We start from the raw sequence: 14459 nt of genomic DNA, 5'->3' as shown, positions 1-14459 counted from the left end.
ACCTCTGGAGCCAATGTGAAGATCGTCGAAATTCGCGAGAAAACCATCCCCATCAGTTCGCCCATCCGCAACGCCTACATCGACTTTAGCAAGATGACGCTGAGCCTCGTCGCCGTGGTCACCGACGTGATCCGCGACGGCAAGCCAGTGATCGGATACGGCTTCAACTCGAACGGTCGCTATGGCCAAGGCAAGCTGATGCGCGAGCGCTTCATTCCGCGTGTCCTGGAAGCCGATCCGGCATCCCTCGTCGATGCCACCGGCGACAACCTCGATCCGCACAAGATCTGGAACACGATGTTCACCAACGAAAAGCCGGGCGGTCATGGTGAACGTTCGGTGGCGATAGGCACGATCGACATGGCGGTCTGGGATGCAGTCGCGAAGATCGAAGGCAAGCCCCTCTTCCAACTGCTCGCGGACCGATACGGCGACGGGAAACCGAACCGCAAGATCTTCGTCTATGCGGCCGGGGGCTACTACTACCCAGGGCAGGACCACAACAAGCTGAAGGACGAGATGCGCAGCTACATCGATCGCGGCTACACCGTCGTCAAGAAGAAGATCGGCGGCGCCTCGCTCGACGAGGATCTGCGCCGGATCGACTCGATCATGGAAGTGCTGCAGGACGGCCAGAAGCTTTGCGTCGATGCCAACGGTCGCTTCGACCTCGAAACCGCGATCGCCTATGCAAAGGCCCTGTCGCAGTACGACCTGTTCTGGTACGAAGAACCGGGCGACCCGCTCGACTTCGAACTCCAGGCAGCCCTGCGCAACTTCTACAAGAACCCGATGGCCACGGGCGAGGATCTCTTCTCGATGCAGGACGCACGCAACCTCATCCGCTACGGCGGCATGCGCCCGGATCGCGACTGGCTGCAGTTCGACTGCGCCTTGAGCTACGGCCTGGTGGAGTACCTGCGCACGCTCGACATGCTCAAGGAGCATGGCTGGTCGGCCAGCCGCTGCATCCCGCACGGCGGTCACCAGATGTCGCTGAACATCGCAGCGGGACTCGGGCTCGGCGGAAACGAGTCCTACCCGGATCTGTTCCAGCCCTTCGGCGGCTTTCCGGATGGCGTGAAGGTCGAGAACAGCTTCGTAACGCTGCCTGACCTGCCCGGTATCGGCTTCGAGGGCAAAGCGGACCTGTACCGCGAGATGCAGGCCCTGTCGGCCTGACGCAGCACCAACCACAACGGAGACAAGACATGAACAGACTTTGGCGCTGCGTCGCCGGCCTGGCCCTGGCCGGATCTGCCGCCCTGGCTTGCGCAGACTTCCCCGACAAGCCGGTCACGCTCGTCGTGCCGTTCGCCGCCGGTGGCCCCAGCGACAAGATCGCCCGGGACCTGGCCGAGGCGCTCCGGAAGCCTCTCGGCCAGACGGTGATCGTAGACAACACCGTCGGCGCGGGCGGCACGATCGGCTCGGCCCGCGTTGCAAGGGCCACACCGGACGGCTACACATTGCTGGTGCATCACATCGGCATGGCAACCGCACCAGCGCTGTACCGCAAGCTGAGCTACAAGGTGCCGGACGACTTCGAGACACTGGGTCTGATCAATGAAGCGCCCTCCGTCCTGATTGGCAAACCAGGTCTGGCGGCCGGCAACTTCGCGGAGCTGCGCCAGTGGATCGCGTCGAACGGCGGCAAGGTGAACCTCGCCAACGCGGGAATCGGCTCCGCATCGCACCTGTGCGGCCTGATGTTCCAAAGCGCGTTGAAGACCGACATGACGCCAGTCCCGTACAAGGGCACAGCCCCGGCGATGACCGACCTCATCGGCGGGCAGGTGGACTTGATGTGCGAGCAAGCCACCAACGCGGTGCCGCAGATCGAGGGCAAGAAAGTCAAGGTCTATGGCGTCACCAGTTTGCAGAAGCTCCCGCTTGCAGCGCTCAAGGACACGCCGACGCTGTCGGAATCCGGACTGAAGGACTTCAATGTCCAGGTCTGGCACGGCTTGTACGCCCCCCGCGGCACGCCGCCGGATGTGATCGCCAAACTCAATACTGCCCTGCGTGCCGCGTTGAAGGATCCCGAACTGATCAAGCGCGAGGAGGCGCTTGGCCTCACCGTGGCAAGTGACGACCGGGTCGACCCTGCCGGTCACAGGAAGTTCGTCGAAGCCGAAAAGGCGCGGTGGTCGAAGGTGATCAAGGACGCGGGCGAGTACGCGGATTGAGGGCGTTTGCTGCGGCGAGACGAGAGATGCTGACACCGCTTGTCGATGTTGTGACCGAGCCGCGCGCGGTCGCGGCTGACAAGGCGGCTCGCCAAGCGCTGCAACCATCCGGGTCGTCCAATCAATATCCGGAAAACCCAATGAAGAAGATCTTGTTCGCTCTCGCCGCCTCCCTCACCGTCCTCGCCGCCACAGCCCAAGTGGGCAAGGCCGCCTCCGAGGCCACCGACGCGGCCAAGCACAAGATCGACGAAAAGCGAGCGGACAGTGAAGCCAAGAAGAGCGGACCGGTCGGGAAGGCGGTCAACAACGTCAAGTCGGGCTATCACAAGAACCGGTCGCAGAACTCGGCTGACAAGGCCAAGAAGGCCTTGAAAGACCCCGTCTAGCCTCGCAATGGCCTACACGCCGGCTTGCACGTCGGCGCTGTCGTCAGGCCGCGAATGGCGCCACGTCCTGATGCAGTTCAGCAAGGCAGTCGCATCCGCGGGTTTGACGAAGTGATGATTGAAGCCGGCCTCGAATGCAGTCTGCCGGTCCTCTTTCTGCCCATAGCCGGTCAGGGCAATGAGCAACACGTTCTCCGTCTGTTGCATCTGGCGCAGTCGCCGGGCCACCTCGTAGCCATTCAGCAAGGGCAGTCCGATATCGAGGACCACGACTGTCGGGCAGTGCACTGAGGCTGCCTCCAAGGCCTCCTCGCCATCCGAGGCGGTCAGCACGGTATGTCCGTCCGTTTCCAGGACCGTCGCCATCGCATGCGCGGCGTCATGGTTGTCGTCCACGACGAGGATCAGCTGAGCCGGCCCTTCGCCGACGGCCTGCGCAGGTTGCGCCGCCTTGGCCTCCTGGCGGACCAGGGTGATGCAGGGCAAGCGCACCCTGAATTCCGAGCCCTTGTCCTTGCCGAAGCTGATGGCCTCGATGCGCCCGCCATGCATCTCGGTCAACCTCCGCGCCAACGTCAGCCCGACGCCCAGACCGCCCTGTGAGCGATCGAGTCCACGCTTCCCCTGTGCGAACAGATCGAAGATGCGAGGGAGCAGTTCGTCATCGATGCCAATGCCCTGGTCGCTGACCGTCACCACCACCTCGCGATCCTCGATCGTCGACGTCAGGGCGATGTGCGTGCCTTCCGGGCTGTACTTCGATGCGTTGTGAAGCAGGTTGGCAATCACCTGGGTGAGCCTTGCCGCATCGCCGTGCAGCCAGGCGGGTCGTTCCGGGATGTTCACGCTCAGGGTCTGGTGGCGGCTCTTGATCGCCGGCTGGATCGTCTCCACGCTGTGCGCGATGACCTTGTTGAGGTCCATCGACTCGCGCTTCAAGGTGATCTTGCCCTGGCTGATGCGTGTGACGTCCAGCAGTTCCTCGATGAGACGGGTCATCTGCTGGAGTTGCCGGTTCGCGATGTCCAGTGCCCACGACACCTTGGGGTTCGGTGCCGCGACTCTCCGGATCACTTCGACCGCCGTGTGGATGGGCGCCAGAGGGTTGCGCAGTTCGTGGGACATCATGGCAAGGAACTCGTCCTTGCGCTGGTCGGCTTGCTGCAGTTCCTCCTGCGCGGCCTTCCGCTCGGCGATCTCGCGCTGCAGCACCCCGTAGAGCCTCGCGTTCTCGAACGCCGCCGCCGCACGCACCGCAAGCTCTTCGAGCAATGCCTTGTCGGCGCCGGCCTGCTCGACCGGATCATTTCCCGACAGGACCAGCAACGCACCCAACACCCTGCCGCCGAAGATCAAGGGCATCGCGCCCGCCCAACGGATCGGCGGCAGCGATGCCGCACTGCCGGCGAGGCCGAGCGAGCCGGCATCCAATGCACCCAGCCCCCCCGGGGCCAAGGCGACGAAGGATCGCTGTTCGATGGCGTTGCCGAGCGCCGCAGCCAGCAGCCCGTCGAGTGCCCCGTCGATCCTCGAAACGATCGGCCGACCGCCCGATCGCGCTCGCGCGGCCACCACCGCCTTGCACGGCGAGAAGTCCGGGTCCGAAGGCAGCACGACGGAGGCTGCGCCAACCGCGGGCACCAGCATTTCGGCCAACTGGGCCGCCGCGACGTCGATCTCCAGCGACACGCTCAGCGCCCGGCTCGCATGAGCGAGGTACGCCGAGCGCCTGTCACTCTCCTCTGCGACCCGCCGCGCGGCATCGGCGGCCATCATGGCCGCGCGCGCATCGGCCTGGAGCTGGACCTCGCGCTGCATCAGGTAGAGCGACACGAACACGCCGACCTTGCTGCGCAGGATCTCCGGCACCAGCGGTGACAACATGTAGTCGACTGCGCCCAGCGAATAGCCGCGCGCGGTCTGCATCTCGTCGGCGTAGGAGGTGATGAAGATGATGGGCGTGTGGGCGCTGCGGCGATGCTGGCGAATCAGCGCCGCGGTCTCGAAGCCGTCCATGCCCGGCATGTTCACGTCGAGCAGGATGACCGCAAACTCCCGCTGCAGCAGTTCCCTGAGCGCTTCCTCGCCCGAGCGGACCAGCACGAGGTTCTGCCCGAGATCCTCGAGGACGGTCTGGAACACGAGCAACTTCTCGGGCAGGTCGTCCACGATCAGGATGTTGGCGCGGTCGGTCGGCCCGAGCGGGGCCGGGATCGCCGTGCCGGGAAGGCTCACTGGCATAGCCAGCCTCGCAACACCACGAGAAGATAGGCGGTATCCACCGGCTTGGAGAGGTAGTCCCAGGCGCCGGCTTCGATGCACTTCTCGCGATCGCCCTTCATGGCCTTGGCGGTGACCGCCACCAGCGGCAACTGCTTGCCCCGCGGCAGGCGCCGCAGCTCCCGCATGGTTTCCATGCCGTCCATCTCCGGCATCATGATGTCCATGAGGACGATGTCGATCTCGGCATCTTCCTGAACGAGGCGGATCGCATCGCGGCCGTTCTCGGCCGAAACGATCACCATGCCCTGCTGGTCCAGCACGGTCGCCAGAGCGAAGATGTTCCGGATGTCGTCGTCGACGATCAGCACCTTCTTGCCGGCCAGGCTGCCCGAGACATCGTTCACCGCCTCCACCGCGCGGCGCTCAGTCTCCGACATGGCGGCGGTCGGACGGTGCAGGAAGAAGGTGCCAGCCTCGATGAGCTCATCCAGCGTCTCCACGTTCCGCCACGCGCCCTCGCCCTGCCCGTGCCGCCAATCCAGCCCGGGAATTCCGTCGGCCCGCGAATGCGCGGGCACCTGCGGGTCGTAGACGATCACGGGGAGTTGCTGGACAGGCGACCTCTGCTCCAGAGGATCGACGAGATCCAGTCGGGTGAAGCCAGCCACACCGCCGTCGGTGATCAGGCAATCCACGTCGCCCCTGGCGAGTTCTCGCCGCACCTCGTCGGCGCCGTCCGCGCACACCACGTCGACGGCACCGCTGTCGAACGCCATGCGGCAGGCTTCGCGTACCGCCGAATCCCCGGATACGGCCACCAGCAACTTGCGCGATGCGCTATGCACATAGCGGTGCAAGCGGTCCATTGCCGCTTCGACCTCATCGATCGACTGCAGGGGCTTGGAAAGGAATCCCAGCGCACCCGAACGCAGTGCCCGGGCACGCGAGTCGTCCGTGGAGACCACGCACACCGGCACATGCCGCGTCGCGAGATCGCTCTTGAGCCGCTCCAGGATGCGCCATCCGTCCATGTCCGGCAGGTGGATGTCCAGCGTGATAAGGCTCGGGCGATAGTCACGCGCCAGTGTCAGCGCACCCGCGCCGCTGGGGCTGACCAGGGCCTTGAAGCCGCTGGCACGCGCCGCCTGCATGAGGACCTCGGCGAAGGCCAGATCGTTCTCGACGATCAGGGCGACGTCGTCGCCAGCCAGCGTCGTGTCACGATCGTCGCCTGCGACGTTCAGAGAGGCCAGGTCGACTTCCGCTGGAGGAGTGTCGGCAGTCCCTGCAACGGTCGCGATGTCCGGCGAGGCGACGGGCCGCGCATCGACAAGGCGGTTGCGCACCGGCCTGCTCACGACTTCGGCGTCGATGACGCCCGTTCGCACCGAACGCGCGCTGCGCGAAGGGCTGTAGCTCTGGGGCAGGTAGAGCGTGAAGGTGCTCCCCTGCGCCGGCGTGCTGATCAATCGGATCTCGCCACCCAGCAGGCGTGCGAGCTCGCGGCTGATCGCCAGACCCAGCCCGGTGCCGCCGTACTTGCGGGAGGTGGATCCGTCGGCTTGCTGGAACGCCTCGAACACGATCTGCTGCTTGTCGGCGGAAATGCCGATGCCCGTGTCCGAGACCGCGAACGCCAGCACATGGCTGGCCCGGCCGAGTTCCTCGGCGTCGCGCGACCAGCCGGATTCGACCCGCCTGACGGACAGCGAAACCGACCCGCGATGCGTGAACTTGAACGCGTTCGACAGCAGATTCTTGATGATCTGCTGCAGCCGCTTGACGTCGGTCACGATCGTCTCCGGCAACGGCTCCACCACGTTGATCTCGAAGTCCACGTGCTTGGACTCGGCCACGTGGCGGAAGCTGCGCTCGACGGAGCGGCGCAGTTCCTCCAGCCGCACTTCGCTCACCTCCACGGCCACCGTGCCCGACTCGATCTTCGACAGGTCCAGGATGTCGTTGATCAGCATCAGCAGGTCGTTGCCGGAAAGATGAATCGTCTTCGCGAACTCGACCTGGCGCGGCGTGAGGTTGCCATCGCCGTTCTTGCACAGCTGGTCCGACAGGATCAGCAGGCTGTTGAGCGGCGTGCGCAACTCGTGCGACATGTTGGCCAGAAATTCGGACTTGTACTTGGAGGTCAACGCGAGTTGTTCGGCCTTCTCTTCCAGCGCCTGGCGGGCCTGCTCGACCTCCTGGTTCTTGCGCTCGACCTCCTGGTTCTGGTGCACCAGCAGGCGGGCCTTCTCCTGCAGCGCCTCGTTGGTCTGCTGCAGCTCCTGCTGCCGGCTCTGGAGTTCTTCCGCGAGCGACTGCGACTGCGTCAACAGGTCCTCCGTTCGCATGTTCGCGGAGATGGTGTTGATGACGATGCCGATCGACTCGGTCAGCTGGTCGAGGAAGGCCTGGTGCGCCGGATTGAATCGTTCGAGCGATGCCAGCTCCAGCACGCCGCGCACTTCGTCCTCGAACACTACCGGCAGCACGATCACATCCATCGCCGCGCCTTCGCTCAGCCCAGTCGCCACCTTGAAGGCGGTGCTCGGCACGTTCGTCAGCAGGATCTTCGACTTCTCGATCGCGCACTGGCCGACCAGTCCCTGCCCGATGTCGATCTCCTTGCCGTGCGAGCTCTGGCCGCCAGACGCATAGCTCGCGAAGAGCTTCAGCTTGGCGGAGCCGCCGCTGTTCGTGAGCACATAGAACTCCGCCTGCTGCGCGCCGACCACCGGCGCCAGTTCCGAAAGGATCAGCTGCCCCACCGTCAGTAGATCCTTCTGCCCCTGCAGCATCCGGCTGAACTTGGCGAGGTTGGTCTTGAGCCAGTCCTGTTCGGTGTTCTTCTGGGTCGTGTCCTTCAGGTTGCGGATCATCTCGTTGATCGTGTCCTTCAGCGCAGCGACTTCCCCTTGCGCCTCGACCGTGATGGACCGCGTCAGGTCGCCCTGCGTCACAGCCGTCGCGACCTCGGCGATGGCGCGCACCTGGGTCGTGAGATTGGCGGCGAGCTGGTTGACGTTCTCGGTCAGGCCCTTCCAGGTGCCGGACGCGCCGGGCACCTTCGCCTGCCCGCCGAGCTTGCCTTCGACACCCACCTCGCGCGCCACCGTCGTGACCTGATCGGCAAAGGTGGCGAGCGTGTCCGTCATGCTGTTGATCGTCTCTGCCAGCGCAGCGATCTCACCCTTGGCTTCCACGGTCAGCTTCTGCTTCAGGTCGCCGTCGGCCACCGCCGTCACCACTTTGGCGATGCCCCGCACCTGGCTCGTCAGGTTGCCGGCCATGAAGTTGACGTTTTCGGTGAGGTCCTTCCAGGTGCCGGACACATCGCGCACCTGGGCCTGTCCACCCAGCCGCCCTTCGGTGCCCACCTCGCGCGCGACGCGGGTCACCTCCGCGGCGAAGGACGACAGCTGGTCCACCATGGTGTTGATGGTGGCCTTCAGCTCCAGGATCTCTCCCTTCACGTCCACCGTGATCTTCTTTGAGAGGTCCCCGGCCGCTACCGCCTTGGTCACGTCCGCGATGTTGCGCACCTGCGAGGTGAGATTGGAGGCCATCAGGTTGACGGAGTCCGTGAGGTCCTTCCACGTGCCGGCAACGCCCTGCACATCGGCCTGCCCGCCCAGGATGCCCTCGGTGCCCACCTCCAGCGCGACGCGGGTCACTTCGGCAGCGAAGGACCGCAACTGATCCACCATCGTGTTGACGGTGTTCTTGAGCTCCGATATCTCGCCTTTCACGTCCACGGTGATCTTCTTCGACAGGTCGCCCGCGGCCACGGCAGTGGTCACCTCCGCGATATTGCGCACCTGCGAGGTCAGATTGCCCGCCATGAAGTTGACCGACTCCGTGAGGTCCTTCCACGTGCCGGCGACGCCTTGCACGTCGGCCTGCCCGCCCAGGATGCCTTCGGTCCCCACCTCGCGCGCGACCCGCGTCACCTCTGCGGCGAACGAACGCAACTGGTCCACCATGGTGTTCACGGTGTTCTTCAGTTCGAGGATCTCGCCCTTCACGTCGACCGTGATCTTCTTGGAAAGGTCACCTGCCGCGACGGCCTTGGTCACGTCGGCGATGTTGCGCACCTGCGAGGTCAGGTTGGACGCCATCGAGTTCACCGATTCGGTGAGGTCTTTCCAGGTCCCGGCCACGCCTTGCACATCGGCCTGGCCGCCGAGCTTGCCCTCCGTGCCCACCTCGCGCGCGACGCGCGTCACTTCGGCAGCGAAGGACGACAGCTGGTCCACCATGGTGTTGATCGTGTTGGTGAGCTCCAGGATCTCGCCCTTGGTGTCGACCGAGATCTTCTTGGAAAGGTCACCCGCCGCCACGGCCTTGGTCACGTCCGCGATGTTGCGCACCTGGCTGGTGAGGTTGCCCGCCATGAAGTTGACGGATTCCGTGAGGTCCTTCCAGGTGCCGGCCACGCCCTGCACGTCGGCCTGCCCGCCGAGCTTGCCTTCGGTGCCCACCTCGCGGGCCACGCGCGTGACTTCGGCCGCGAAGGAGCGCAGCTGGTCCACCATCGTGTTGATGGTGGCCTTGAGTTCGAGGATCTCGCCCTTCACGTCGACGGTGATCTTCTTCGAGAGATCACCCGCCGCCACGGCCTTGGTCACGTCGGCGATGTTGCGGACCTGGCTGGTCAGGTTGCCAGCCATGGAATTCACCGAATCCGTCAGATCCTTCCAGGTGCCCGCCACGCCTTGCACGTCGGCCTGCCCACCCAGCTTGCCCTCTGTGCCGACCTCTCGCGCCACCCGCGTGACTTCGGCCGCGAACGAGCGCAACTGGTCGACCAGCGTGTTGACGGTGTTCTTCAACTCCAGGATTTCACCCTTGCCGTCCACCGTGATCTTCTTGGACAGGTCGCCGGCGGCCACCGCCTTGGTCACGTCGGCGATGTTGCGCACCTGGCTGGTGAGATTGCCCGCCATGGAGTTCACGGAATCCGTGAGGTCCTTCCAGGTGCCCGACACGCCCTCTACACGCGCCTGCCCGCCGAGCGAACCTTCGGTGCCAACTTCACGCGCCACGCGAGTGACCTCGGAGGCGAACGAACGCAACTGGTCGACCATCGTGTTGATGGTGTTCTTCAGCGTCAGGAACTCGCCCTTCACGTCGACGTCGATCTTTTTGGAGAGGTCGCCCTTGGCGACGGCTGTCGTGACGTCGGCGATGTTGCGCACCTGGTCGGTCAGGTTGCCGGCCATGGAATTCACCGAGTCCGTCAGGTCCTTCCAGGTGCCGGCCACGCCCTTGACCTTGGCCTGCCCGCCCAGCTTGCCCTCCGTGCCCACCTCGCGCGCCACACGCGTGACTTCGGCCGAGAAGTTGCCGAGTTGCTCGACCATCTTGTTGATCGTCCTGGCGGTGCGCAGGAACTCGCCTTCGAGTTCGCGGCCTTCGACCTCGAGCGCCATGCTCTTGGACAGGTCGCCCTGCGCTACGGCGCCGATGACCCGCGCGACCTCGCTGGTCGGATGCACCAGGTCGTCGATGAGGGAATTGACGCAGGCGATCGACTCACCCCAGAAACCACGCGCCTCGTGCATCACCGCCCGCTGCTTGAGCTTGCCCTCCTTGCCGACGACTTGCCGCAGACGCGTCAGCTCCGAAGCCAGCATGGCGTTCTGCTCGACCAGGCCGTTGAAGGTGTCCGCGACTTTCCCGGAAAGGCCGTCCCAATGCGCAGGAAGCCGAACCTTGGAATCTCCCTTGCGCAGCCGGGTCATCGCATCGAGCAAAACCACCATGTGCTGCACGGTGTCCGAGGGGGAAACCTGGTCGATGACGTTCATGAATGCCTCGATGGAAACGCGCGTTGAATGGAACGCAATGAGGCCTTTGCGGGGTTACGCGCCCCCTCCTTCGCAGTCCGAGCCCCCTGCGGCGAAAGATCGTATTCCGGCCTAGGGAGTTCACCCCCAGGCGACTTGTCGGAGCCCGGCACTTTGATGCGTAGGCGGGGGACTACAGATTGAAAACAAAGGGCCTAAAGAGCGCTCTGCCCCCTACCATCTGCGACCATGAAACTGCTCCTCGGCCTCTATTCGGCGGTCCATGCGTTCATGGCGGCCCTTTTCGCCATGGCGGCGCTCATGCTGATCGTGATCGCCGCGCGCGTGGCCTGGACGGCGTTCGCCGGCGGGCTCGACGCCTCGGCGGCCGAATCCATCATCGAGGCCATGGGGCTGCTGGCGGCGGCGGTAGTCGCCTTGCAGATCTCCCAGACCATCGCGGAAGAGGAGGTCATCCGCGATGCGCACATCAGCGCCCCCACTCGCGTGCGCAGATTCCTCTCGCGCTTCATGGTCGTGATCGTCGTGGCGGTCGCGGTCGAAGCGCTGGTTGCGACGTTCAAGGCGCGTGAAGCGCCTTCGCTCCTCCTCTACGCGGCCGCGACGTTGTGCTCCGTCGGGGTGATCCTGGCCGGATGGGGCATCTTCGTGCGGCTCAACCGCTACGCGGAAGAACTGGAGCCCGAGGCCATGGCCGAAGCCAAGCAGGAAGACGCCAAGCTGAAGTAGCGGGAGCCACGGCGAGGCGCACCTCTTCGATGCGGCCGGCGGGCAGCGGCTCAATTGATCGGCTCGCCGGGGGCGCGAGACTGCGGTTCACCCGCCTCTGAGCGCCGCCATCAACTCCGGCAGGCTCAGGGGCTTCAGCAGATGGTGGTCGAAACCCGCCGACGCGATCCGTTCCTTGTAGCCCTGCTGGCCCCAACCCGTCAGCGCGATGAGCATCATCTGCGCGCCGCCGGGTTCGGCTCGAAGATGCCCTGCCAGGTCGCAGCCGTCCATGCCGGGCATGCCGATGTCGAGCACGGCGATGTCGATGTCGTTCGACCTCGCGAGTTGCAGCGCTTCCTCCCCTCCATACGCGACCAGGGTGGCGGCGCCCATCGTTCCCAGCAGTTCGGCCAGGCTATCGGCTGCGTCGCGGTTGTCGTCGACGACGAGGACCACGCCTTCGATCGAAGGCGCCCACCCGTCCTGCGACGCGATCGCGCGCGGCCTGGCCGGCGAAGTGGTCTTCGCCAAGGGGAGGCGCACAGTGAAGGTCGCGCCCTGGCCCAGGCCCTCGCTCGCCGCCTCCACGCTGCCGCCGTGCAGCTCGACCAGGCTCTTCACCAGGGTGAGGCCGATGCCAAGCCCGCCCTGCGCCGCCTTCGACGTTCCGCTCACCTGCACGAACATGTCGAAGATGGACTTGAGCATGTCCGGCGACAGGCCCGTGCCCGTGTCGCCCACCTCGACCACCGCATGCCGGTCGAGCTGGCGCGCGACGACCGTGATGCGCCCGCCCGATGGCGTGTACTTGGCCGCGTTGTTCAGCAGATTCGAAAACACCTGGGTCAGGCGCACCGCGTCGCCGCGCATGACGAGCGGTTCGGCGCCCAGCTCGACGGACAGCGTGTGGCCGGCCCGTTCGACCAGCGGCCGGCTCAGCTCGATCGCGTCGTCGATCACCGCGTCGAGCAGCACGGGGCGCATCTGCAGCTCGATCTTTCCGCGCGTGATGCGCGAAACCTCCATCAGGTCGTTCACCAGGCGGACCATGTGCTCGACCTGGCGGCCCATCAACTCGTAGTACTTGACGGACTCCTCCGCCGACGGCTTCTTGCGCGCCAGAAGCGACAAGGCAGTGCTCAAAGGCGCCAGCGGGTTGCGAAGCTCGTGCGCCAGCGTGGCTAGAAACTCGGTCTTGCGCTGGTCAGCGTCGCGCAAGCTGTCCAGCAGCCTGCGCAACTCATACTGCCGGCGGCGCGAGCGCAAGGCGGTGCGCACCGCGCTCACCAGGGACGCCACACGCATCGGTCGCTCGATGACGGTGACGTTCGCGAACTCGTCCATCACGTCCGCGATGGCCCGCGAGTCCGCCCCCTGTCGCGCCAGCACGATCACGGGCAAGTCGGACCATGGCCCCTGCGAAGCCAGCGCGACTTTCAGCTCCGCCATGGCCGGCCCGGCGATCACTTCCTCAGCCAGCATGACGGCACCGGCACCGACAGACATCTCGCGCAACAGGTCAGCCATGTCGGCGCAGATGGCCGGGTCGAACTGTGCGCGCTGCAGCACGGCGCTCGCCATCATGGCGTCCCTCGAAGTCGCCGTCCGCAGCAGGATGCGGTACTCCAGCTCGGAAGGCACCTCGCTCACGATGGCGAACGAACCCCGTCGATCGGTACCGGGATCCCCGTGAGAATGCCGCGGAAATTGCGCAGCGGCGCCCCGACCTTCACGCCCTCGGAGGTCAGCGAAAACGCGCGGATCGTGCGCTCATGTGCGCCCCCGCGCTTCTTGAGCACCGAGATCGCCTGCCGCACCTCGCCTTCGAACTCGTAGTAGCGCAGCAGCACCACCGCATCGGCCAGGTAGCTCGCATCGACCGGCGTCTGCATCTGCATGCCGATCAGCCCGTGCTGCGCTCCGACCAGCATGGTGGCGACTCCGTTCTGCCCGAGATAGGTCAGCAGCTCATGCAGCTGCGCGATGAGAAAGCGCTCGTCCGGCATGGCGTTGAGATAGCCGTTGAGGCTGTCGATCACGATCACCGTCGCGCCGTGCTCCTCGACGGCGGAGCGTATCTCGTGGACGAACTCGCCCGGCGACAGCTCCGCAGGATCGACCTGACGCACACGGATGTGCCCCGAATCCATGTGCGGCCCGATGTCCATCCCCATCCCTTCGCAACGCGTGCGCAGCGTGTTGATGCTCTCGTCGAAGATGAACAGGGCCGCGCATTCGCCGCGCCGGGCGGCCGCGATGGCGAATTGCACCGAGACACTGGACTTGCCGGTGCCGGGCGCACCCACGAAAAGCGTGCTGGTGCCCTTTTCCAGACCGCCGCCGAGAAGTTCGTCGAGCGCAGGCAGGTCACTGGGAATGCGCGTCTGCAGCAATGTTGTGGTGTGCTCCGCCGCGACGAGCCGGGGAAACACCTGCAGGCCACCACGAGCGATCTTGTAGTCGTGGAACCCGCCACGAAATTCCTTCCCGCGGTACTTGGTGACCACGAGCCGCCGCCGCGCCGCGCCATAGTCGGGGTTCAGCTGCTCCAGCCGGATGACGGCGTGCGCGATGCTCTGCACCTGAAGATCCTGCTCCGTCGCGGTGAGGTCGTCGAGCAGCAACACCGTGCACAGACGACCGGTGAAAAACTGCTTGAGCGCGAGGATCTGCCGCCGGTAGCGCAAGGAGCCGGCCGCCAGCAGTCGCAGTTCCGACAGCGAGTCGAACACCACTCTCGTTGGCTTGATGACGTCGACGTCCGCGAGGATGCGCAGCGTGGTCTCGCTCAGTTCGACTTCGGAGGGGTGGAACATCGTGTACTGCTCGTCCGGCTCGAGCGCGTCCTGCGGCGGCAGCATCTCGCGCACCTCGATGCCCCGCATGTCCCAGCCATGCGAGCGGGCCACGCCGTCGAGCTCGGCCTTGGTCTCCGACAGCGTGACGTACAGCACCGCCTCGCCGCGCGCGGCGCCTTCGCGCAGGAACTGAATCGCGACGGTGGTCTTGCCCGCGCCGGGCGCACCTTCCAGCAGATAGAGACGGTGCGGCGTCAACCCGCCGCCGAGGATGTCGTCCAGACCGGGAACGCCCATCTTCAACAAGGCGTGCGACTCTGCGTTGCCGGTCGTCGACCCGTC

Annotated in this window: 8 protein-coding genes; 4 read left to right on the top strand and 4 right to left on the bottom strand. The window is 65.4% G+C overall.

Features of this window, described 5'->3' with window-relative positions; all coding sequences use genetic code 11:
• The first annotated feature begins 15 nt into the window (after positions 1-15).
• The 3 genes from QTI24_RS02985 to QTI24_RS02975 are packed head-to-tail and all read left to right on the top strand — an operon-like array spanning position 16 to position 2578.
• Positions 16-1182 (top strand): mandelate racemase/muconate lactonizing enzyme family protein, encoded by a 1167-nt coding sequence (locus QTI24_RS02985; protein ID WP_286598226.1) that lies wholly within the window; start codon positions 16-18, stop codon positions 1180-1182.
• A 29-nt stretch (positions 1183-1211) separates the two neighbouring features.
• Positions 1212-2189 carry a tripartite tricarboxylate transporter substrate-binding protein gene (locus QTI24_RS02980; RefSeq protein WP_286598225.1) on the top strand — a complete coding sequence of 326 codons (978 nt, stop codon included), beginning with the start codon at positions 1212-1214 and terminating at the stop codon, positions 2187-2189.
• 26 nt (positions 2190-2215) lie between these two features.
• Positions 2216-2578 (top strand): hypothetical protein, encoded by a 363-nt coding sequence (locus QTI24_RS02975; protein WP_286598224.1) that lies wholly within the window; start codon positions 2216-2218, stop codon positions 2576-2578.
• Between the two features lie 12 nt (positions 2579-2590).
• Here QTI24_RS02975 and QTI24_RS02970 read toward each other — a convergent pair whose 3' ends face one another.
• Entirely contained in the window at positions 2591-4813 is a 2223-nt protein-coding gene (locus QTI24_RS02970; protein WP_286598222.1) for a response regulator, read from the bottom strand.
• Positions 4810-10608, bottom strand: a complete 5799-nt coding sequence (locus QTI24_RS02965) for a HAMP domain-containing protein (protein ID WP_286598221.1) — start codon at positions 10606-10608, stop codon at positions 4810-4812. The genes QTI24_RS02970 and QTI24_RS02965 overlap by 4 nt, the downstream gene beginning before the upstream one ends.
• Before the next feature lie 228 nt (positions 10609-10836).
• Between QTI24_RS02965 and QTI24_RS02960 the strand changes: the two genes are divergently transcribed.
• Positions 10837-11337 (top strand): hypothetical protein, encoded by a 501-nt coding sequence (locus QTI24_RS02960; protein WP_286598220.1) that lies wholly within the window; start codon positions 10837-10839, stop codon positions 11335-11337.
• 87 nt (positions 11338-11424) lie between these two features.
• Here QTI24_RS02960 and QTI24_RS02955 read toward each other — a convergent pair whose 3' ends face one another.
• Together QTI24_RS02955 and QTI24_RS02950 are read right to left on the bottom strand one after the other, a co-directional pair.
• Positions 11425-12969, bottom strand: coding sequence for a hybrid sensor histidine kinase/response regulator (locus tag QTI24_RS02955; RefSeq protein ID WP_286598219.1), 1545 nt, complete (start codon positions 12967-12969; stop codon positions 11425-11427).
• Entirely contained in the window at positions 12966-14414 is a 1449-nt protein-coding gene (locus QTI24_RS02950; protein ID WP_286599250.1) for an ATPase domain-containing protein, read from the bottom strand. The genes QTI24_RS02955 and QTI24_RS02950 overlap by 4 nt, the downstream gene beginning before the upstream one ends.
• Positions 14415-14459: the final 45 nt, after the last annotated feature.

Source organism: Variovorax sp. J22P240 (assembly GCF_030316855.1).
In the GTDB taxonomy this organism is placed as follows: Bacteria; Pseudomonadota; Gammaproteobacteria; order Burkholderiales; family Burkholderiaceae_C; genus Variovorax.
The sequence above is the reverse complement of the archived record's forward strand: the minus strand, read 5'-3'. Positions and strand labels throughout refer to the sequence as shown.